Origin of the sequence: Aeromonas encheleia (genome assembly GCF_900637545.1) — a bacterium.
Lineage (GTDB): Bacteria > Pseudomonadota > Gammaproteobacteria > Enterobacterales > Aeromonadaceae > Aeromonas > Aeromonas encheleia.
Genome location: NZ_LR134376.1, coordinates 1,633,175 through 1,653,084, shown reverse-complemented (window position 1 = coordinate 1,653,084; position 19,910 = coordinate 1,633,175). Strand labels below are relative to the sequence as shown.

Here is a 19,910-nt window from a genome sequence, read left to right as displayed (position 1 = left end):
CATGTTAAAGAGCATGCGCAAGAACGGCGTGACCCTGGCCCTGTTCGCCCTTGGCTGCACCGCCATGGTGGTGCTGACCAACGAGCTGACCAAGGACCGCATCGCCCACCAGCAACAGCTGGAGAAGCTGCGCACCCTCGAAGCCCTGTTGCCGGAGGGGAGCTATGACAACGATCTGGTGGCCAGCTGCAAGCTGGTCAGGAGCCGGGAATATCTGGGCAGCGATCAGCCCATGCCGCTCTATACCGCGACGCTCAACGGCGAGCACACCGGCTATGCGCTGGAAACCGTGGCCCCCGACGGCTACAGTGGGGCCATTCGCATGGTCGTAGGTACCGATGCCAAGGGCGCCGTCAGCGCGGTGCGGGTGCTGGCCCACAGGGAGACCCCGGGTCTGGGCGACAAGATCGAGCTGAAGAAATCCAACTGGATCGACAGCTTCGTCGGCCGGGTGCTCAATGCGGACAACGACGCGAGCTGGGCGGTGAAGAAGGATGGCGGCGAATTCGACGCCTTCACCGGCGCCACCATCACCCCTCGCGCCGTGGTCAAGGCGGTGAAGAACCTGCTGCTGTTGCAGCAACAGCACCCGGAGCTGCTGCGTGACGCCCCCCCCTGCGACACAGCCCCATGATCCCGGTCGATAATGAACCGAGATGGCACAGATTGACGGCCGAAGCCGGCTACTCGAACACAGCGGAGCCAACAGATGGAACAGATTGATGTGATTGACGATCAGGGTCTCGCCAGCGAGAGCAATGGCCGTCGCGAAGAGCTCAAGGAGCTGATGCTGCAGGGGCTGTGGAAGAACAACCCCTCCCTGGTGCAGGTGCTGGGCTTGTGCCCCACCCTGGCGGTCTCCTCCACCTTCACCAACGCCCTTGGGCTGGGGCTGGCGACCATGGTGGTGCTGATCAGCTCCAACCTGGCCATCTCCCTGGTGCGCAACTGGGTGCCCAAGGACATCCGCATTCCGGTCTATGTGATGATCATCGCCGCCCTGGTGACCAGCGTGCAGTTGCTGATGAACGCCTACACCTATGGCCTCTATCAGGCGCTCGGCATCTTCATCGCGCTGATCGTCACCAACTGCGTCATCATAGGCCGGGCCGAGGCCTATGCCTCCAAGAACCCGCCCCTGCTGGCGGCCATCGACGGCTTGATGATGGGCCTCGGCTTCACCCTGGTGCTGCTGGTGCTGGGGGGACTGCGGGAGATCATCGGCATGGGCACCCTGTTTGACGGCGCCGATCTGCTGCTGGGGGACTGGGCCAAGTCACTGCGCATCGAGCTGTTCCATGCCGATGCCAGCCTGCTGCTGGCGATCCTGCCGCCCGGTGGCTTCATCGGGCTGGGGCTGCTCATCGCCGGCAAGAATGCCATCAACGACTGGATGGGCCGCAAACAGAGTGCCGACAAGGCCCACTGCAGCGTGCCGGCGGCCGGTGCCCGCGCCACCCAGCTCTAATGCTCTTGCGCCAGGACAGACCCGAGAATCGATGAACAATCAAAAACGCAGACAGATTCTGGAGCGGCTGCGGGACAACAATCCCCACCCCACCACAGAACTCAACTTCAACTCTCCGTTCGAGCTGCTGATCGCCGTGTTGCTGTCGGCCCAGGCCACCGATGTGAGCGTCAACAAGGCCACCGACAAGCTCTATCCGGTGGCCAACACCCCGGCCGCCATGCTGGCGCTCGGGGTGGACGGGGTGAAGCAGTACATCAAGACCATAGGCCTGTTCAACACCAAGGCCGAGAACGTCATCAAGACCAGCGCCATCCTGCTGGAGCGCCATGACGGCGAGGTGCCGGAGGACCGCGAGGCGCTGGAGGCCCTGCCCGGAGTCGGTCGCAAGACCGCCAACGTGGTGCTCAACACCGCCTTCGGCTGGCCCACCATCGCCGTCGACACCCACATCTTCCGCGTCTCCAACCGCACCGGCTTCGCGGTGGGCAAGAACGTGGATCAGGTGGAGGAGAAGCTGCTCAAGGTGGTACCCGCCGAGTTCAAGCTGGATGTGCACCACTGGCTGATCCTGCACGGTCGTTACACCTGCCTGGCGCGCAAACCGCGCTGCGGCTCCTGTATCATCGAAGACTTGTGTGAGTACAAAGAAAAGGTCTACCCGGAGAGCTGAGCAATAGGGGGCCACCACAGCCACCTGTCTGGCTCGCACACTTCTACGGCCGTGGCTCCTGCATCATCGAAGACCTGTGCGAGAACAAAGAAAAGGTCTACCAGAAGAGCTGATGGATCTCCTTTCCGTTCACTGCCTGACCTCAAGACCTAGATTGAAAGCAGTACCAATCACCAACCCGGAGAATTGAGCAATGAGAATCCTGCATACCATGCTGCGCGTCGGCGATCTGCAACGCTCCATCGATTTCTACACCCGCGTGCTGGGGATGAAGCTCTTGCGCAAGAGCGAGAACAGCGAATACAAGTACACCCTGGCCTTCGTCGGCTACGGTGACGAGAAGGACGAAGCCGTCATCGAGCTCACCTACAACTGGGGCGTGAGCGAGTATGAGCTGGGCTCGGCCTACGGCCATATCGCGCTGGAAGCGGACGACATCTACGGCACCTGCGACGCCCTGCGTGCCGCCGGCGCCAAGATCACCCGCGAGCCGGGCCCGGTCAAAGGCGGCACCACCGTCATCGCCTTCGTGGAAGATCCCGACGGTTACAAGATTGAACTCATCGCCAAGAAAGACGCAGGCGCGGGCCTCGGCCAGAGCGTCTGAGTCACACCAGTACCCTCCCTTGCATGGAGGTGAATAAAAAACGGGGCCCAGGGCCCCGTTTTTTATGCTCGAGATTTCTGCCGTGGCAGCCAGCCATCAGGCCAGCCGGAAGCGGCCTATGGTCTGGCGCAGACCCGCCGCCAGCTGGCTCAGCTCCAGGCAGGCGCGGGCGGTGTGATCCGCTCCTATGGCCACCTCGTTGGAGGATTCATTGATCCGCTCCACGTTGCGGCCGAGCTCATCGGAGACCGCATCCTGCTCACCGCAGGCGCTGGCGATCTGGATCGCCATGTCGGCAATCTGGGCCACCGCCTCCTCTATCTGCTGGATGCCCGAGCTGGTCTGCTCGCTCTGCACCACGCATTGGCGGATCATCTCGCAGCTCTGGCCGGTCACCGCCTTCGCCTGGTTGGCGCGGGCCTGCAGGGTCTCGATGATGGCAACTATCTCGCCGGTCGATGCCTGGGTGCGGCCCGCCAGGGTGCGCACCTCGTCGGCCACTACCGCGAAGCCGCGGCCCTGCTCGCCGGCCCGGGCCGCCTCGATGGCGGCATTGAGCGCCAGCAGGTTGGTCTGATCGGCGATGCCGCGGATCACGTCTACCACCAGGTTGATCTGGGCCGACTCCCGCTCCAGCTCGGAGACCAGCGTGCCCGCCTGCTCGATCTCCTCGGCGACCCGGGTGATGGCCACCAGGGCCCCGCGCACGTCCTGATTACCGCGCCGCGCCAGGGCATTGGCCGAGCTGGCGGATGCGGAGGCGACCTCGGTATTGCCCGCCACGTCGGCCACCGTCGCCTTCATCTGGGCCATGGCGGTCGCCACCAGGGCGATCTCCTGCTGCTGGCTCTGGATCCCCTGCGCCGACTGCTCGGAGACGGTGCTCACCTCCTCGATGGCGGCCCCCAGCTGGGTCACGGCGGCCACCACCTCTTCGATCAGCCCCCGCAGGTTGTCCTGCATCTTGAGGGAGGCCTTGGCCAGCATACCGAGCTCATCCTGCCCGATGTGCTGGCGATCCAGCTGATGGGTCAGGTCGCCGGCCGCGATGGCGTTGGCCTGGGCCACCACCGCCTGCAGCGGCAGGCAGATCTGGCGAGTCAGGAACCAGGTCATCACCATCATGAACAGCAGCAGGGCGCCGATGCTCACCATGGCGAAGCTGGTCACCATGCCGATGCTGCCCAGCAGGCTGTTGCGGTTCTCCTGCACGAAGCCGAGATTGACCTCCACCAGGGCGTTGACTGCCTGCTCCAGCGCGTTGTAGGTCCCGTTGGACTGGAACAGCTGGGCCCTGGCCTGCGCCATGTCCCCCTGCGCCAGCAAACCGTCGACCCGGTTGACCGAGCTCAGGTATTGCAGCCAGTGCTGCTTGGCGCGGTTGAACACCTGGCGCTCCTGATCGGCCCCCACGGTCGACTCATAGGCCCGGAAGGCGCGCTCCACCTTCTGGACGCTGTCCTGGATGCGGCCGCGACGGGCCTGCAGATCGGCGGCATCCTCCACCACCAGCAGGGCAAACTGGGCACGGCGCACGTAGGAGACGTCGTAGAGCAGGGTTTCCACCGAGATCACGCTGGGCAGGGTGGAATCGGTGAAGTTCAGCACCCGATCCCGCACCCCGCGCAGTTCGCTGGACAGAAAAATACCGAATATCACGTTGACGGCGGCAATGACCGCGAAGACCACGGCAATCTTCTTGCCGATGGAGAGATTCTTGTAAGACATCTTGGCTGGTGATCCTCAACTGCTGACGAGCAGATGCACAGTGGCGATCACGTCCCTGTAAACGATGGCCCGCCGCGTCCTGACGGGAGATAAGAGTGTCGCGAACGATAACGGGAAGCAGAGTTCGCGGGGGCGGCACCTTACCACAAGACCCCCATGGCCCTCATCGTCTTTCGGCGCCGACAGGCCGATTTCGACTGATGTTCTACACCCGACCCGGCATAGCCCCGCGAGCGCCAACCTTGAGCCGATTGTCACAATCGGCCCGCCAGCGTGGACAAAGGGGAGCGCCGGCGATGTAATGGAGCCCTCGTCTCCCCTTCGCCTCAAGGTCTTGTCCATGGATAACGCATCGACCCTCCCCTCTTCCTGGTCCATTCAACTGCGCGAGCAGATGCAGGCCCGCCCGCTCACCGCCTTCGGGTTGCTGATCGCGCTGGTCGCCGTGCTGCTGCTCCTGCTGCAGAGCCTCGTCATGCTGGCGACCGGTGACATCAGCCCGGGGGTTCGTTATGGCCTCATCGGCGGTGTCGCCGGTTTCGCGGCCACCGCCCTCGGCGCCCTGCCGGCGCTGTTTCTGCGCGCTGTGCCCCAGCGGGTGGAGGACGGCATGCTGGGTTTTGCCGCCGGCATGATGCTGGCGGCCAGCGCCTTCTCCCTGCTGCTGCCTGGGCTGGAGGCCGCGGAGGGGATCACCGGGGACGGTTTTCTCGCCGCCGCCGTGGTAGTCGCAGGCATGACCCTCGGGGTGCTGCTGATGCTGGGGCTGGATCAGTTCACCCCCCACGAGCATGACAAGACAGGCCCCTGCGGCCCCGGCCATGAGAGCTGCTCCCGGGTCTGGCTGTTCGTGTTTGCCATCGCGCTCCATAACCTGCCGGAGGGGATGGCCATCGGGGTCAGCTTCTCTCAGGGGGACATGGCGGTGGGCCTGCCGCTGACCACCGCCATCGCCCTGCAAGACATACCGGAAGGGCTCGCAGTCGCGCTGGCCATGTGCGCCGCCGGTTTTCGCCCCTCGGTCGCCGTGCTGGTCGCCATCGGCAGCGGCCTGCTGGAACCGCTCGGTGCCCTGCTCGGGGTCGGTCTCGCCAGCGGCATGGCCCTCGCCTACCCCATTGGCCTGGGACTGGCCGCCGGGGCCATGCTGTTCGTGGTCTCCCACGAGGTGATCCCCGAGACCCACCGCAACGGCCACCAGACCCATGCCACCCTCGGCCTGATGGCGGGCTTCGCCCTGATGATGACGCTCGACACGGCGCTGGGTTGAGACGCGGATTGCCGGTCGGGGGAGCGAGCCGGTTTATTTAGACGCCACACCGGCCTCCCCCGCCCGCATTCGACCACCGGCACTCGGCGCCGCCCTTATCTTTTGCTATGATCCGCGCCAACTTATTCGGCCCAAGGGCCATAGAGACGAGGTAGAGGATGAAAGTAGGTATTATCGGCGCCATGGAGCAGGAAGTGGCCCTGCTGCGCAGCCAGCTGAGCGACCTGACCACCCTGCAACTGGGCGGCTGCGAGTTCTATCAGGGCCGGTTGGCCGGTAAAGAGGTGATCCTGACCCGCTCCGGCATCGGCAAGGTCGCCGCCAGCGTCGCCACCAGCCTGCTGCTGGAAAAATTTGCCCCGGATTGCGTCATCAACACCGGCTCCGCCGGCGGTTTCGCCCAGGACCTGCACATAGGTGACGTGGTGATCGCCAGCGAGATGCGCTTCCACGACGTGGACGTGACCGCCTTCGGCTACGAGATGGGCCAGATGGCGCAGCAGCCCGCCGCCTTCCCCTGTGACGAGAAGCTGATCGCGCTTGCCCAGAGCTGCATCGCCGAGCAGGGCAAGCATCAGACCAAGATCGGCCTCATCTGCACCGGTGATCAGTTTATGTACAAGCCGGAGGCCATCGCCAAGGCCCGTGCCGACTTCCCGCAGATGCTGGCGGTCGAGATGGAAGGGGCCGCCATCGGCCAGGTGTGCCACATGTTCAAGGTGCCCTATCTGGTGGTACGCGCCATGTCAGATATCGCCGGCAAGGAGCAGGTGGAATCCTTCGATGCCTTCATCGAGGTGGCAGGCCAGCACTCGGCCGAGATGATCATCAAGCTGCTCGGCAAGCTGTGATCGACGCCGCCGCCCTGGCGCCAATGGCCGCCTCGCTGGTCTCGACTACGGCGGCCATGTTAGTGGGCGCCGCCCTACTGGAAGCTGTCCTGCCCTGGCCTGCCCGCTTCCGGCTCGGGGCCACGGTGCCGCTGCTGACGCGCCTCGGTCGGCGGGTCTATCGCCCCGACGGCTCGCCCAGGCAACAAACCCAGGCGGGGCTGCTGGCCCTGCTGGTGGTCTGGCTGCCGTGCGCCGCCGGGCTCTGGGCGGTGCGCAACCTCTCCCTCTCCGAGCCTCTGTTCGATCTCCTGTTTCTGCTGCTGATGCTGGAATCACGGCCGCTGCGGGAACTCGCCAAGGCGACCCGGGTGCTGGCGACTCAGGAGACGCTGGTCGTGGCCCGCCTGCAGGCGGCGCCCTGGCTCAAGCGCGAGACGGGGGCGATGTCGGTGATGGGGCTGAACAAGGCGGTCAGCGAGAGCTGCGTGCTGCGCCTGGTGGGCCAATGGGCCGGCCCCTTGCTGGGCTTCGCCCTGGCGGGCGTGCAAGGCGCCCTGCTCTGGCGCCTCGCCCAGCTGATGAATCAGGGCTGGAGCCCGAAACAGCCGCAGTTTGCCTATTTCGGCCGCCCCGCCGCCGCGCTCTATCAGGCGCTCTGCGCGCCCGCCATCCTGCTGCTGGGGCTGCCGCTATTACTAACCCAGTTGCGTCAGCTGGGCAGCCGGCTGCGCGCAGCCCTGCACTGGCCCTATCCGGCCATGGGCTGTCTGCTCAGCCTGCTGGCTCACGCCTGCGGCAGCCGACTGGGGGGCCCCCGCTACTATCAGGGGCAGCTCATACGCTTCCCGGTGTTTGACGCCCACGCCGAACCCGCCGCCGACTCGCCGCAACGCCTGCTCCGGCGCCTGCTGCTGACGGGCTGGGGCTGGCTGGCGCTGGCGCTGCTGTTGACCCTGCTGGAGCAATTCCATGGCTAGTATCTTCAGCCCGCGCACCCTGGGCGCGCTACTTTGCCTGCTCTGCTGGCCGCTGGCCGGGCTGGCGCAGACGCCGCAGCGCATCATCAGCCTCACCCCTCATCTGACCGAGCTGCTGTTCAATATAGGCGCCGGGGATCGCATAGTCGCGACCGACGATGCCTCCGACTTTCCCCCCGAGGCGCAGGCGAAGCCGCGGGTCGCCAACTACCGCAGCATCAACCTCGAGGCCCTGCTGGCCCAGAAACCGGATCTGGTGGTGGCCTGGCGCTCGGCCCAGTCCCGCATGCTGGCCCCCGTCGAGCAGCTCGGCATCCCCATCTTCTATTCGGAGCCCACCGACTTCGCCTCACTGGCCGGCGAGATGCGCAGCCTCGGCACCCTGCTCGGGGTCGAGCAGCAGGCTAATCGTGAGGCCGATGCCTATCTGGCGCGGCTGGATGCCCTGAAACAGCGCTACGGCCAGCCCAAGCCGGTCTCGGTGTTCTACCAGCTCTGGACCCCGCCGCTCACCAGCGTCAACGATTCGACCTGGCCGGGCCAGGCCATCGCACTGTGCGGCGGCAGCAACGTGACCGCCGCGGCCAAGACCCCCTACCCCCAGATCGGGCTGGAGCAGGTGATCAAGGCCAACCCCCGGCTTATCCTGGCCGGCAGCCGGGATCCCGCCGTGCTGGCCCACTGGCAGCAGTGGTCCATGCTGGATGCCGTCAAGCACCGGCGGCTCGCCCTCATCAACCCCGATGAGCTGCACCGCTTCACCCCCAGGGCCCTCAACGCGGTGGAGCAGCTGTGCAAGGAGATCGCCCGGAGCAACCCGGCCTCCCCCGCCTGAACCCTGCTCCCCGCGGCGGGTCATCCATCCGATGACCCGCCATTATATGTGGCATAAAATATGCTTCCAATCTGCCAGATACTCACTTCATAACGGGACAATGACATGTTCAACGGAAAAACGATCCTGATCACCGGCGGCACCGGCTCCTTTGGCAAGAAATTTATCGAGACGGTCCTCTCCCTCTACACCCCGAGCCGGTTGATCGTTTATTCCCGTGATGAACTCAAGCAATTCGAGATGCAGCAGCGCTTCAACCACCCCTGCATGCGCTACTTCATCGGCGATGTGAGGGATGCCGAGCGGCTCAACATGGCCATGCACGGCGTGGACTTCGTGGTGCATGCCGCGGCCCTCAAGCAGGTGCCGGCCGCCGAGTACAACCCGATGGAGTGCATCAAGACCAACGTCGGTGGCGCGGAGAACGTCATCAAGGCGGCGCTCAGCAACGGGGTGGAGAAGGTGATCGCCCTCTCCACCGACAAGGCCGCCAACCCGGTCAACCTCTATGGCGCTACCAAGCTCTGCTCCGACAAGCTGTTCGTCGCCGCCAATAATATGGCGGGCAGACATCCAACCATCTTCTCCGTGGTCCGCTATGGCAACGTGGTGGGCTCTCGCGGCTCGGTGGTCCCCTTCTTCGACAGGCTGATCAGAGAGGGCGCCAGCCATCTGCCGATCACCCATGCCGAGATGACCCGCTTCTGGCTCACCCTGCAGCAGGGGGTCGACTTCGTGCTGACCAACTTCCAGCGGATGAAGGGGGGAGAGCTGTTTATCCCCAAGATCCCGTCAGTGCGCATCACCGATCTCGCCAGCGCCATGGCGCCGGAACTGCCGCAAGAGATCGTCGGCATTCGCCCCGGCGAGAAGCTGCACGAGGTGATGTGTCCGGCCGATGACTCCTATCACACCTTCGAGTTCAAAGACTATTACGTGATCTCCCCCAGCATCAGTTTCACCAGTCGCAACAATGACTTCGCGGTCAATGCCCTGGGGGAAACGGCCACCCTGGTCGAGCCCGGCTTCGAATACAATTCCCTAAACAATCGGCACTTCCTGTCGATAGACGAATTGAAGATGATGAACCAGCAGGTGCTAGCCGAATGATCCCCTATGGACGCCAATCCATCACAGATGAAGATATCGATGCCGTCGTTGCCGTCCTGAAGTCGGACTATCTCACCCAGGGTGAGGCGGTGCCCGCCTTCGAACAAGGGCTGGCCGACTATTGCCAGGTCCCCCATGTGATCGCCTGCAACAATGGCACCACGGCGCTCCATCTGGCCTGTGCCGCGCTGGAGCTGGGGGCGAACGATTGGGCCTGGGTCTCGGCCATCAGCTTCGTCGCCTCCGCCAACTGTGCCCGCTACTGCGGTGCTCAGGTGGATTTTGTCGATGTGGATCCCGAGACCGGCAACCTCAGCGTGACGGCGCTGCGAGAGAAGCTGAGCGCCGTCCAGGGAACCTCCCGCCTGCCCAGGGTGCTGGTCGCCGTGCATCTGGCGGGCCAACCCTGTGATCTGAGCGAGATCGGCGCCCTGTGCCGGCAATATGGCATTCACCTCATCGAGGATGCCTGCCATGCCCTGGGGGCCAGCTATCAGGATGCCCCCATCGGCAGCTGTGCCCACAGCGACATGACCGTCTTCAGCTTCCACCCGGTGAAACCCATCACCACGGGGGAAGGGGGCGCCGTCACCACCCGCGATGCCGCGCTGGCCGCCAAGCTGAGGCTCTATCGCAGCCACGGCATCACCCGCGATGCCGAGCAGCTGGACTCCCCCAGTCCGGGTGGCTGGTACTATGAGCAACAGGTGCTCGGCTTCAACTATCGGCTGACCGACATTCAGGCCGCGCTGGGCCTGAGCCAGCTCGGCCGCTTGTCCCACTTCATCGACCGGCGCCAACAACTGGCTGCCCGCTACGATGAATTGCTGACCGAGCTGCCGCTGCAACCGCTGCGTCAAGACAATGACCGTAGCTCCGGCTACCACCTCTACGTAATCCAGGTCGCCGATAGGGACCAGGTGTTTGCCCGGCTACGTGAGGCCGGCATAGGCGTGAATGTCCACTACATGCCCATACCGGCACAGCCCTATTATCGCAATCTGGGGCAGGATCCCGCTGATTACCCCGGCGCCCAGGCCTACTACCGACAAGCCATCAGCCTGCCTCTGTTCCCCAGCCTCTCATTGGCCGAGCAGGACAGAGTCATCCAGACCCTGGAGCGGGTGTTATGCGCCTAGCCCTGGGCACGGTGCAGTTTGGACTCGATTACGGCATCAGCAATCGGGCAGGCGAGGTCGCGGATAGCGAGCTCGACAGCATACTGGCCCTGGCCCGTCGCCTCGGGGTAGATACCCTGGACACGGCGCAAGCCTATGGCAATGCGGAGTCGCGGCTCGGCAGCCGACACACCGCCGACTTCACTATGGTGAGCAAGCTGGCCCCGGGCACCTCGGCCACCAATGTCGTGGCCTGTGTCGATGACAGCCTGCAACTGCTCGACCGCGTCAGGCTGGATGGCCTGCTGCTGCACCGCAGCCAGGATGCCGACCCGGCGCTGTTCGAGCGGCTCAAGGATCTGCAGCGACAAGGCAAGGTGGGCAAGCTCGGCGTCTCCGTCTATTCACCGCAAGAGCTCAAACACTGGCTCGAAGAGGGTCATCCCCTGCAACTGGTGCAACTGCCCGCCAACCTGCTGGATCAGCGCTTCCTGCGCGCGAGCTGGCTCGATCGGTTGCAGGATATGGGCTGCGAGATCCACGTACGCTCCCTCTTCCTGCAGGGACTGTTGCTGATGCAGCCGGCGATGCGCCCGGCTTATTTCGAGTCCTTCGCCGAGCCGCTGGCGCGGCTGGACAATTGGCATCCCCATCTCTCCCCCCTCGTCAAGGCGCTCTCGCTGACAGCGGCCATGCCACAGGTCAGCCGCTTCGTGGTGGGGGTCTGCCATCCCCATGAGCTGGCGGCCATAGGTGCGGCCCATGGCCATCTGCCTCAGTGGCCCGACACCGAGCTTGCCAGCCTCGCCTGCGACGCTCCCGCCCTCATCAATCCAGCCATGTGGACATCATCATGATCCTCGGAATCTTGCAAGCCAGGGCGGGCTCCAGCCGCCTGCCTGGCAAAGTGCTCAAATCCTTGCTGGGTGAACCCATGCTCGCGCGTCAGATTGAGCGGCTCAGACGCGCGACGGGGCTGGACCAGCTGATGGTCGCCACCAGCGTTCAGGCCGACGATGAAGCCATCGCCCTGCTTTGTGAGCGGCTCGGAGTTCCCTGTTTTCGCGGCCCCCTGGACGACGTGTTGCAGCGTTTTTACCTGGCCGCTCAACCCTTTGCCCCCGCTCATGTCGTCAGGCTGACTGGCGACTGCCCGCTGGCGGATCCCGAGCTCATCGACGAGCTCATCCACTTTCACCTGGCTGGCGGCTATGACTACAGCTGTAACTGCTGGGATCCCAGCTATCCGGATGGGCTGGACGCCGAGATCCTGAGTGCCGGCACCCTCAACCTGCTGGCCGAGCAGGCCCATAGCCAGGTTCAGCGTGAACATGTCACCTATTACATCCGCCAACATGAAACGCAGTTCAACATAGGCAAGCTGGCACGCCAGCCGAGCCTGTCTCATCTGCGCTGGACAGTGGATGAACCCGCCGATTTTGAGCTGGTTGAGCAGATCTATAAGAAGATTTATCCGACAAAACCCGTATTTACTACTAATGACATCCTCAGCCTGCTGGCTCGGGAGCCAGATCTCGCGATCCTGAATATCCAACACCAACGTAACGAGGGACTGGCACGCTCCCTCGCCAAGGAGAAGCATTCATGACTTTACGTTATCAACAATCACTGGCGCTCTCCACCCGGGCAGAGCAGAGCATTCCCTTAGGGTCCCAGACCTTCTCCAAGAGCCGCCTCTGCTTCCCCTATGGCGCTGCCCCCCTGTTTATCGAGCGCGGTGAAGGCGCAACGGTCTGGGACGTGGATGGTAACCAGTACCTGGACTTTGCCAGCGGCTTGCTCGCCATCAGTCTGGGCTACTGCGACCCGGACGTGAACCAGGCCGTGCTGGATCAGCTCAACCTGGGCTCCATCTTCTCGCTGCCCCACCGGCTTGAAACAGAAGTAGCAGAACAGCTTATCGAGCTCATCCCCTGTGCCGAGATGGTACGCTTTGGCAAGAACGGCACCGATGCCACCTCCGCCTGCATTCGTCTCTCCCGCGCCGTCACCGGCCGGGAGCGAGTCGCCGTTTGCGGCTACCACGGCTGGCAGGACTGGTACATCGGCTCCACCACCCGCCACCTTGGGGTGCCCGAGTGCGTGCGCGAGCTCACTCATCGCTTCGACTACAACGATCTGGCCTCCCTGCGGACCCAGTTCGAGGCTCACTCCGGCGAATTTGCCGCCGTGATCCTGGAGCCCATGAACGTCGCCTGGCCCACTCCGGAGTTTCTACCCGGCCTGCGCCAGCTGTGCGATGAGCACGGTGCCCTGCTCATCTTCGATGAAACCATCACTGGCTTTAGAAACCATCTAGGTGGTGCCCAGACCCTTTTCGGCGTGACCCCGGATCTGGCAGCCTTCGGCAAGGGAATGGCGAACGGCTTCCCCATCTCGGCCGTGGTGGGCCGCCGCGAGCACATGAGGCGCATGGAAGATATCTTCTTCTCCGGCACCTTTGGCGGCGATGCCATCGCCCTGGCGGCCGCCAACGCCGTGATCAAGAAGATGCGCCGACTGGATGTGCCCACCCGCCTGGCCGAACGAGGCCAGCAACTGCTGACCGGGCTCGATGCCTTGCTGCAGAAACTGGATGCCCCACGCTGGCTACAAACAGCAGGCCACCCAAGTTGGTGTTTCCTGCTGATTGGCGACTCGGCCAACCACTCCAGTTGGTTGCTCAAGAGCTACTTAATGCAGGAGCTGTGCAAGCGCGGGATCCTGAGCCTCGGCAGCCATAACCTGAATCTCTCCCATAGTGAGCAGGATATCCTGACCCTGCTGGATGTCTATGCCGAGGTCCTGCCAGAGCTGATCCGCCTAGATACCGATAGTGCCATTCATCAGGCTCTGGATGGCGAGCCAATCCAGCCGGTGTTCAAGGTACGTTAAATGCAGCCTAATGCTGGTAACTCCGAGAATGGGGTCCGTACCGAAAGGGCCTATCAGTTGCTGAAGGGCCCCAATGAAACTTGCCGGTAAATGTATCGCCTTTCGAGCAGATGCATCGCTGGAGGCGGGGAGTGGTCATGTGATGCGTTGCCTGACCCTGGCCGATGCATTACGTGAACAAGGAGCTAAGTGCTGGTTTATCTGCCGGGCACATCCGGGGCACTTAGCTGACCTTATCAGTGCCCGTGACCATCGCTGCCATCTGCTTACTGCTAAACCGGACTCCGAGCAAGAGCCTGCGGGTATATCCTTACTCGCGCACGCAAGCTGGCTGGGATGTGGCTGGGAGCAGGATGCAGAGCAAACTCAGACTATTTTGGCCGAGCTGCAACCCGACTGGCTGGTAGTTGACCACTATGCTCTTGATAGTTGCTGGGAAAAGATCTTACGCCCCCATGTGGGTTGTATCATGGTGATCGATGATCTTGCCGATCGTACGCATGATTGCGATCTGTTACTCGACCAAAATCTGGGCCGCCAGCCTGATGACTACCGAGAACGAGTCCCCCTACATTGCACATTACTAGTGGGGCCTCGTTATTCCCTGCTGCGCCCCGAATTCGCTGCATTGCGGGAATATAGTCGAGAACGACGCCAGATACCGACACTAAAACAAGTGCTGATTACCATGGGTGGAGTCGACAAACCCAATGCAACTGGCCGAGTGTTAGAGGCATTACGACAGGCACCCTTGCCAGATGATTGTCGGATCTGTGTAGTGATGGGAGCAAAGGCACCTTGGCTAGTGCAAGTGGAGGCTCTCGCAGCCACCTTGCCTTGGCCCACCACAGTGCTAGCTAATGTCAGTAACATAGCTCAACTGATGGCTGACAGTGACTTGGCTATAGGGGCTGCGGGTAGTACATCTTGGGAGCGCTGCTGTCTAGGTCTTCCCACATTGATGTTTGTCATCGCAGATAATCAGCGAGAGGTTGCCCACCATTTAATGTCGGCAGGCGCAGCTGCGGTATATATGCTGACAGATAATCTTGAAGATAATGTTATTAACTGGCTACATAGTTATGTTTCAGAGCCTGAAGCCAGTATAAACATGCTAAAAAATGCTAGAAAAATCACAGATGGCTTAGGGGTCTGTAGAGTCATTGACATCATAGCTTCAATTTCAATGGAGAGATGAAAATGGATACTCTCGGTATATTAAGAGATATAAAAAAAGAAGAGCTTGACCTGATGCTAGCCTGGCGTAATGAGCCAAAGGTAAGAAGCAACATGTATACTCAGCATATTATTTCACAGGAAGAACATTATTCTTGGTGGATACATATGCAAGATAGAAAAGATCAAGTCTATTATATGTATGAGTTTGAAGGGCAACCATGCGGTATAGCTGCATTAAATAACTTAGATTTAACAAATAGAAATTCAGCTTGGGCATTTTATTCAGCGCCCTCCGCACCAAGAGGAACAGGGGTTAGAATGGAGTATTTAATGCTTGAGCAGGCATTTATTACTTTGAAATTACACAAATTATATTGTGAGGTACTAAGCTTCAATAAACCTGTCATTTCTTTGCATCAAAAGTTCGGTTTTGAAGTCGAAGGTATTTTTCTAGGTCAGCATGTCATTGATGGGGAATACATTGATATTCACAGGCTAGCAATATTAAAAAAACAGTGGGAGCATAACCGTACTGCTCTATTAGAAAAAATAACTATACGCATGAGCAGGTGAATTATGAACCCAACAATATTTATTAATGGAAGAGGCATCGGACAGAATTTCTCTCCGTATGTAATTGCAGAAATGTCTGCTAATCATAACGGTAAGCTAAAAAATGCATTACGTTTGATTACAGAGGCTAAGCTAGCTGGCGCCGATGCAATCAAGCTGCAAACTTATACCGCAGATACCATCACGCTCAACAGCAACACACCCGATTTTCAAATCCACGATGGCCTGTGGCGTGGCAAGAACCTCTATCAACTCTATCAAGAGGCTCAGATGCCTTGGGAGTGGCATGCCCCCCTATTTGAACATGCCCACCGGCTAGGTATTACCATTTTCAGCTCGCCCTTTGATTTGACGGCGGTAGATTTGCTCGAAGACCTCAATGCACCTGCCTACAAAATCGCCTCGTTTGAAGCGATTGATTTACCGCTGATCCACTATGTGGCTGGTACCGGAAAACCGATGATCATCTCCACCGGCATGGCTGATGCTGAAGAGATAAGAGAGGCCATCGAGACAGCCCGTGCCGGGGGATGCAAAGAGCTGGCCATATTACACTGCGTCAGTGGCTACCCGGCACCAGCAGAAGATTACAACCTGCGTACCCTGCTGGATATGCAGCAACGCTTTGGGCTGGTAACAGGGCTGTCGGATCACACTCTCGATAACACCACGGCCATCACGAGCGTAGCGCTGGGAGCTTCGATCATCGAGAAGCACTTTACTCTAAACCGCAACGACGGTGGGCCGGATGACAGCTTTTCGCTGGAGCCGGCAGAATTGAAGCAATTATGTGATGGTGCTAAAACAGCTTGGTCTGCGCTAGGAAAGGTTGACTATAGCCGCAAATCTAGCGAAATAGGCAACGCAAAATTCCGTCGCTCCCTCTATTTTGTCAAAGACTTACAAGTTGGAGAAATCATCACGGCGGATGCGGTACGCAGTGTACGACCTGGGTTTGGATTAGCCCCGAAATGCCTAGCTGACGTGATAGGAAAAACGGTCACTCAACCCATACGGGCAAATACACCAGTAAAAATTGGCGTGTTTGAATAATGGATCATTCTATGCAACAGAAGAACGTCTTCCTGGCGCAGGAAGGGAACGAGTGGTATGAGCGCAACAAGACCGCCATTCTCGGCAAGTCGCTGGCCAACGATCCCATCTTCAAGGCGCTGCACTATCTGGCGGTCAAACCCGCCCGGATCCTGGAGATAGGCTGCGCCAATGGCTGGCGACTGGCGCAGCTGGCCGAGCATTATGGTGCCCGCTGCTATGGGGTGGATCCGTCGGCAAGTGCCATCCAGGATGGGCTCTCTCGCTATCCAGGGTTGCATCTCTCCGTAGGGACCGCCGATTGTCTGCCCGAGATAGAAGCCGTCGATCTCATCATCTTCGGCTTCTGCCTCTACCTGTGCGACCCACAGGATCTGTTCAAGATTGCCGCCGGCAGCGATGCCCTGCTGGCCGATCGGGGTCTGATGACCATCATGGATTTCAATCCTCCGGCGGGCCACTATCGCAACGACTACCAGCATCACGCCAATCTCTTCAGCTACAAGATGAACTACGGGGAGCTGTTTGGCTGGCACCCTGGCTACCATCGTCTGTTCGAACACGTGCAGCATCACGATGGCGGCGCCGAACTGGAGCCAGATGCGCTGATCTCGGTACAGATATTGCGAAAGGATGCGAGGCTGCTCGCGGCGCAGAACCCCTACCCCAAGAGATAAAAATACCGACCCTAGGGTCGGTATTTTCATTTTCTGCTCTTACTTTCTGAATGCTTCGGCTCTTATTTCCGGAACAGTGCCATCACTTCGTTATCAATCATGTCGACGCTGTCGAGTGCCCTTGGATACATCTCCCTCGCCTTGGCTAAAAACTCCAGCCAGAGATCGATGGCGGGTTTCATCAGCACCAGCGTCTCCTCTTCACCCTCGAATGAATAGAGAATGGAGCTCAACAGGGTGAACACATAATTCATCGACCCGACCATGGTCTGGGAAATATGTTGCTGCCGGGTGGCGGCGATCTGGGAGAGATAGCCAAAGTTACGCAGCATCAGCTGATTCAACTCATTACGAGACCTGAAGTCCTGTTGCCATTCGGCCATCATCTTGTCGATGAGGATATTGAAGAACTCGATATCCAGCAAGGGTTCAAAATCCTGCTTTGACAAGGGAATGGGGGCGCAGAGCCCGGCGATCTCCTCGAGCAGCGCAGGCTTGTCGACCCGATGGAGCAGGCTTATTTCTGCACTCGGCAAGGCTCTGGCGTGCTCAATCTTGGCACCATCGCTGCAGTTGAAGCATCGAACATCTTCATTCGCAGCCAATACCTGCTCTATCACGCGGCGGGAGGTGTCAAACATGGCGTTGCTGATGACGGTGCCATCAAAGTTCCCTTCACGCCGCCACTGGCTGTCGCCATACATCAGGTCGCCAAGGGCCCCGGCATTTTCCTCATTGTTGTAATAGGAGCTGAGCTTCGAATGATGGTGTCCCTTGTGCTTGTAGCCATTATCCAGGCCGAACAGATAAAGGTTCTTGAAACCGAGGTGAGTGGGCGCGCTGACACCGATATTGCCCACCAGAGGGTTGACACCGCCAAGGGCGGCACAGGCTTGCCAGCCTGGGAAGTAGTTCCGATAGAGCACCACCCCTGGCTCACTGAGCTTGAAGACAAGTGCCGATTGATTGAAGAGTGTCGCGCAATCAGGATGGATCACATCCGTACTCAAGAATAAAACATCCCGCAGATATTCAGGGTCATTCAGGTTGACCAGGAAGTCATAGACTATCTTGGTGCGTTCGGTTTCCACGTGAATATCCGGCTTGATGCCCACCTTGTGCAACGCCGAAATGGCACTGCCACACGAGATCAGGATGGCCTTGTCTTTATTCTCCCTGATGACCGCGATTGATTCATCCAGCGAAGGGCCATTGGCAATGATGAAGACGGGGGTCCGTTGATATTCTGGCGCAACCCTCTGGTCTTGTTTCAAAAAAGGGACCGCACGTTCGATATTGTTGATGGTGTGAGACAAGGCAATCAGGTTGTCATCGAAGAAACCCCATCCCATCACCAACATATAATATTCTTGCTGCACCTTCTCTATCAGTTTCCTTATCTTGTCGTTCTGATATCCCCACATGATAAAGGCATTGGCGATAAGGAAAGAGCCACGACTATGAATGGCCGACGAGAAGTCCTTCACTATGGTCTCTTCATCCTGTCCCAACAGGATGTGCAGCCCCAGGTTTTCCTGATGCAAATAAGCCAGCAGCGGTGCCCAATCAAAACAGAATAGCGACCCGTAGAAGAGATCCAGATCCGGCTCAAACAGGAACAGAGTACCGATCTTGCACCGCTCATAGAGATAGCCGAGGTGGTAACCCAGACCCACCCCGAAGATAAGGGCGCTGGGTACCTCGAGGGGAACCCGGCTCAACATGTCTTCCCTGGTGGATATGTCGTCCAGATAAGCATTCAGTTTGTTGAGGTATTCCACATGCATGAAGCCCAGTGGATTGGCCTCTTGGCTGAAGGAGAACTTGGACAGCCCCCCCCGCTCCATGAACTCCTTAACCAGGGTCTCGCAGATGAGATAAGGCTCGGCGCCATACACGGCGACGTCATCATCGAGCCAGGCCAGATTGGGCTGGCCATTTTCACTACAGAAAAATCTGAAGGGACGAGCGGGTTGATAGGCTTCATACATGTCCGCAATATGGGGAATATATTGGCGAAAGGCCGCCATATTCTGCGCAAAGCGCAGCGGTAACGCCGCCGCCATGGCCACTTCCTGCTCTGCCTGTTGTTGCAGTCGCAGCGCCTCCTGTTCGGCTTTTGCCAAGGCAGTATCAATATTGACGGACATCAGAACTCCTTGCTGTTCACTCGATAGGCTTGCCCGGCCTTGTTGGCCCGCCCGACCTGGGTCAGCTGTTTAAAAACGGCTTGATGATGGCTGATGGCCAGGGCTTTCATCTGCTTTTCTTGAATGGAGAGGCTTGTGGCCAAGGCGGCGATGTCCTGTTGTTGCAGAGGATCATCTTTTGCCAATTGAGCCAGACGAGCGATCAAGGCCAGACGCTCATCCATGCACAATAACGCCTCGTCGTATCGCTGCTGTTGCAACAGCGCCTCCATTAAACTGGCATTTTCCGTCAATGCCTCATCGAGGGAGGCTGACGTGACGTTCACAGCTCACCCAGCTGTTGTCTCATTTGGTAGCCTTGCTGCTTTTCTGTCTCCGGCAGTTGATCCCAACCGGATTTGATTGTCACCATCAGCCCCATGACCTCATCGAGGGGGGCGCTATCGCGTGCCAGACTGGCATCCCAGATACGCTCATCCATATAGGAGTAGAGTCCATATAGATCTTCGGCCATGGTGCCCTGGCTCATGTCGAGTGCATCCTGCAATCCATGCAACAGCCCTTGCGCCTTGGAGACTGCAATGGATTTTGCCTCCATATCATGCCGCTCAATGGCACCCTTGGCCTGAGCCAGTCGCTCGAGAAAGCCTTGCATCATGAGCTGAATGACACGGTGAGGATCGGCAACCGCCAAATCAGCCGTGATGCTGGTTGCCTTATATGCCTTCAGATTACGGTTGTACATAACATGAGTCCTCGTAATA

The 19,910-nt window shown here is 59.8% G+C and carries 21 protein-coding genes; 17 read left to right on the top strand and 4 right to left on the bottom strand.

The annotated features are described in order from the left end of the window. The first annotated feature begins 1 nt into the window (after position 1). From rsxG to gloA, 4 genes are all read left to right on the top strand, one after another. On the top strand, positions 2-634 hold the full coding sequence (rsxG, locus tag EL255_RS07870) for an electron transport complex subunit RsxG (protein WP_042654541.1): 633 nt from the start codon (positions 2-4) through the stop codon (positions 632-634). Positions 635-709: 75 nt separating this feature from the next. Then, positions 710-1,468, top strand: a complete 759-nt coding sequence (locus EL255_RS07865) for an electron transport complex subunit E (RefSeq protein WP_042654503.1) — start codon at positions 710-712, stop codon at positions 1,466-1,468. A gap of 31 nt (positions 1,469-1,499) precedes the next feature. Continuing rightward, positions 1,500-2,141, top strand: coding sequence for an endonuclease III (gene nth / locus EL255_RS07860; RefSeq protein WP_042654502.1), 642 nt, complete (start codon positions 1,500-1,502; stop codon positions 2,139-2,141). Between the two features lie 193 nt (positions 2,142-2,334). Continuing rightward, positions 2,335-2,748: a lactoylglutathione lyase gene (gene gloA, locus EL255_RS07855; protein WP_042654501.1), complete on the top strand. Its 414-nt coding sequence runs from the start codon at positions 2,335-2,337 to the stop codon at positions 2,746-2,748. 96 nt (positions 2,749-2,844) lie between these two features. Here gloA and EL255_RS07850 read toward each other — a convergent pair whose 3' ends face one another. Beyond that, complete coding sequence (locus EL255_RS07850) at positions 2,845-4,476, bottom strand: methyl-accepting chemotaxis protein (protein WP_042654500.1); 1,632 nt, start codon at positions 4,474-4,476, stop codon at positions 2,845-2,847. Between the two features lie 340 nt (positions 4,477-4,816). Here EL255_RS07850 and EL255_RS07845 point away from each other — a divergent pair, with 340 nt between their 5' ends. The 13 genes from EL255_RS07845 to EL255_RS07785 all read left to right on the top strand — a co-directional run bounded on the left by EL255_RS07845 (position 4,817) and on the right by EL255_RS07785 (position 16,996). After that, complete coding sequence (locus EL255_RS07845; protein WP_042654498.1) at positions 4,817-5,746, top strand: ZIP family metal transporter; 930 nt, start codon at positions 4,817-4,819, stop codon at positions 5,744-5,746. Positions 5,747-5,904: 158 nt separating this feature from the next. Continuing rightward, the gene (gene mtnN / locus EL255_RS07840) at positions 5,905-6,597 is read left to right on the top strand and encodes a 5'-methylthioadenosine/S-adenosylhomocysteine nucleosidase (RefSeq protein WP_042654497.1); all 693 of its coding nucleotides are present in this window, start codon (positions 5,905-5,907) and stop codon (positions 6,595-6,597) included. 23 nt (positions 6,598-6,620) lie between these two features. Beyond that, positions 6,621-7,556 (top strand): cobalamin biosynthesis protein CobD/CbiB, encoded by a 936-nt coding sequence (locus EL255_RS07835; protein WP_197720939.1) that lies wholly within the window; start codon positions 6,621-6,623, stop codon positions 7,554-7,556. Next, complete coding sequence (locus tag EL255_RS07830; protein WP_042654495.1) at positions 7,549-8,391, top strand: cobalamin-binding protein; 843 nt, start codon at positions 7,549-7,551, stop codon at positions 8,389-8,391. The genes EL255_RS07835 and EL255_RS07830 overlap by 8 nt, the downstream gene beginning before the upstream one ends. Before the next feature lie 105 nt (positions 8,392-8,496). Continuing rightward, the gene (gene pseB, locus EL255_RS07825) at positions 8,497-9,501 is read left to right on the top strand and encodes a UDP-N-acetylglucosamine 4,6-dehydratase (inverting) (protein ID WP_042654494.1); all 1,005 of its coding nucleotides are present in this window, start codon (positions 8,497-8,499) and stop codon (positions 9,499-9,501) included. Further along, positions 9,498-10,640 carry a UDP-4-amino-4,6-dideoxy-N-acetyl-beta-L-altrosamine transaminase gene (pseC, locus tag EL255_RS07820; RefSeq protein WP_042654493.1) on the top strand — a complete coding sequence of 381 codons (1,143 nt, stop codon included), beginning with the start codon at positions 9,498-9,500 and terminating at the stop codon, positions 10,638-10,640. Before pseB ends, pseC begins: the two co-directional genes overlap by 4 nt. Next, positions 10,631-11,476 (top strand): aldo/keto reductase, encoded by an 846-nt coding sequence (locus tag EL255_RS07815; protein WP_042654492.1) that lies wholly within the window; start codon positions 10,631-10,633, stop codon positions 11,474-11,476. Before pseC ends, EL255_RS07815 begins: the two co-directional genes overlap by 10 nt. After that, the gene (locus EL255_RS07810) at positions 11,473-12,228 is read left to right on the top strand and encodes a cytidylyltransferase domain-containing protein (RefSeq protein ID WP_042654540.1); all 756 of its coding nucleotides are present in this window, start codon (positions 11,473-11,475) and stop codon (positions 12,226-12,228) included. Before EL255_RS07815 ends, EL255_RS07810 begins: the two co-directional genes overlap by 4 nt. Continuing rightward, positions 12,225-13,514, top strand: a complete 1,290-nt coding sequence (locus EL255_RS07805) for an aminotransferase class III-fold pyridoxal phosphate-dependent enzyme (protein WP_042654491.1) — start codon at positions 12,225-12,227, stop codon at positions 13,512-13,514. The genes EL255_RS07810 and EL255_RS07805 overlap by 4 nt, the downstream gene beginning before the upstream one ends. A gap of 73 nt (positions 13,515-13,587) precedes the next feature. Continuing rightward, on the top strand, positions 13,588-14,712 hold the full coding sequence (pseG, locus tag EL255_RS07800) for a UDP-2,4-diacetamido-2,4,6-trideoxy-beta-L-altropyranose hydrolase (RefSeq protein ID WP_084228392.1): 1,125 nt from the start codon (positions 13,588-13,590) through the stop codon (positions 14,710-14,712). Between the two features lie 2 nt (positions 14,713-14,714). Next, positions 14,715-15,266, top strand: coding sequence for a UDP-4-amino-4,6-dideoxy-N-acetyl-beta-L-altrosamine N-acetyltransferase (gene pseH / locus EL255_RS07795; RefSeq protein WP_197720917.1), 552 nt, complete (start codon positions 14,715-14,717; stop codon positions 15,264-15,266). Positions 15,267-15,281: 15 nt separating this feature from the next. Continuing rightward, a complete protein-coding gene (pseI, locus tag EL255_RS07790) occupies positions 15,282-16,319 on the top strand; it encodes a pseudaminic acid synthase (protein WP_408608804.1) in 1,038 nt (345 codons plus the stop codon). An 11-nt stretch (positions 16,320-16,330) separates the two neighbouring features. Beyond that, positions 16,331-16,996, top strand: coding sequence for a class I SAM-dependent methyltransferase (locus tag EL255_RS07785; RefSeq protein ID WP_042654488.1), 666 nt, complete (start codon positions 16,331-16,333; stop codon positions 16,994-16,996). Between the two features lie 62 nt (positions 16,997-17,058). Here the strand turns inward: EL255_RS07785 and EL255_RS07780 are convergent, their stop codons facing one another. Genes EL255_RS07780 through fliS form a run of 3 tightly spaced genes read right to left on the bottom strand, consistent with a single transcriptional unit; the run spans position 17,059 to position 19,891 of the window. Next, positions 17,059-19,146, bottom strand: a complete 2,088-nt coding sequence (locus EL255_RS07780; protein ID WP_042654487.1) for a motility associated factor glycosyltransferase family protein — start codon at positions 19,144-19,146, stop codon at positions 17,059-17,061. Beyond that, the gene (locus tag EL255_RS07775; protein WP_232018922.1) at positions 19,146-19,472 is read right to left on the bottom strand and encodes a hypothetical protein; all 327 of its coding nucleotides are present in this window, start codon (positions 19,470-19,472) and stop codon (positions 19,146-19,148) included. Before EL255_RS07775 ends, EL255_RS07780 begins: the two co-directional genes overlap by 1 nt. After that, a complete protein-coding gene (gene fliS, locus EL255_RS07770) occupies positions 19,469-19,891 on the bottom strand; it encodes a flagellar export chaperone FliS (protein WP_042654486.1) in 423 nt (140 codons plus the stop codon). Before fliS ends, EL255_RS07775 begins: the two co-directional genes overlap by 4 nt. Between the last annotated feature and the right edge of the window lie 19 nt (positions 19,892-19,910).

Bases quoted from the DNA above. Each gene is read 5' to 3' on its own strand.
- rsxG (WP_042654541.1), top strand. From the start codon at position 2: ATGTTAAAGAGCATGCGCAAGAACGGCGTGACCCTGGCCCTGTTCGCC.
- EL255_RS07865 (WP_042654503.1), top strand. From the start codon at position 710: ATGGAACAGATTGATGTGATTGACGATCAGGGTCTCGCCAGCGAGAGC.
- nth (WP_042654502.1), top strand. From the start codon at position 1,500: ATGAACAATCAAAAACGCAGACAGATTCTGGAGCGGCTGCGGGACAAC.
- gloA (WP_042654501.1), top strand. From the start codon at position 2,335: ATGAGAATCCTGCATACCATGCTGCGCGTCGGCGATCTGCAACGCTCC.
- EL255_RS07850 (WP_042654500.1), bottom strand. From the start codon at position 4,476: ATGTCTTACAAGAATCTCTCCATCGGCAAGAAGATTGCCGTGGTCTTC.
- EL255_RS07845 (WP_042654498.1), top strand. From the start codon at position 4,817: ATGGATAACGCATCGACCCTCCCCTCTTCCTGGTCCATTCAACTGCGC.
- mtnN (WP_042654497.1), top strand. From the start codon at position 5,905: ATGAAAGTAGGTATTATCGGCGCCATGGAGCAGGAAGTGGCCCTGCTG.
- EL255_RS07835 (WP_197720939.1), top strand. From the start codon at position 6,621: ATGGCCGCCTCGCTGGTCTCGACTACGGCGGCCATGTTAGTGGGCGCC.
- EL255_RS07830 (WP_042654495.1), top strand. From the start codon at position 7,549: ATGGCTAGTATCTTCAGCCCGCGCACCCTGGGCGCGCTACTTTGCCTG.
- pseB (WP_042654494.1), top strand. From the start codon at position 8,497: ATGTTCAACGGAAAAACGATCCTGATCACCGGCGGCACCGGCTCCTTT.
- pseC (WP_042654493.1), top strand. From the start codon at position 9,498: ATGATCCCCTATGGACGCCAATCCATCACAGATGAAGATATCGATGCC.
- EL255_RS07815 (WP_042654492.1), top strand. From the start codon at position 10,631: ATGCGCCTAGCCCTGGGCACGGTGCAGTTTGGACTCGATTACGGCATC.
- EL255_RS07810 (WP_042654540.1), top strand. From the start codon at position 11,473: ATGATCCTCGGAATCTTGCAAGCCAGGGCGGGCTCCAGCCGCCTGCCT.
- EL255_RS07805 (WP_042654491.1), top strand. From the start codon at position 12,225: ATGACTTTACGTTATCAACAATCACTGGCGCTCTCCACCCGGGCAGAG.
- pseG (WP_084228392.1), top strand. From the start codon at position 13,588: ATGAAACTTGCCGGTAAATGTATCGCCTTTCGAGCAGATGCATCGCTG.
- pseH (WP_197720917.1), top strand. From the start codon at position 14,715: ATGGATACTCTCGGTATATTAAGAGATATAAAAAAAGAAGAGCTTGAC.
- EL255_RS07785 (WP_042654488.1), top strand. From the start codon at position 16,331: ATGCAACAGAAGAACGTCTTCCTGGCGCAGGAAGGGAACGAGTGGTAT.
- EL255_RS07780 (WP_042654487.1), bottom strand. From the start codon at position 19,146: ATGTCCGTCAATATTGATACTGCCTTGGCAAAAGCCGAACAGGAGGCG.
- fliS (WP_042654486.1), bottom strand. From the start codon at position 19,891: ATGTACAACCGTAATCTGAAGGCATATAAGGCAACCAGCATCACGGCT.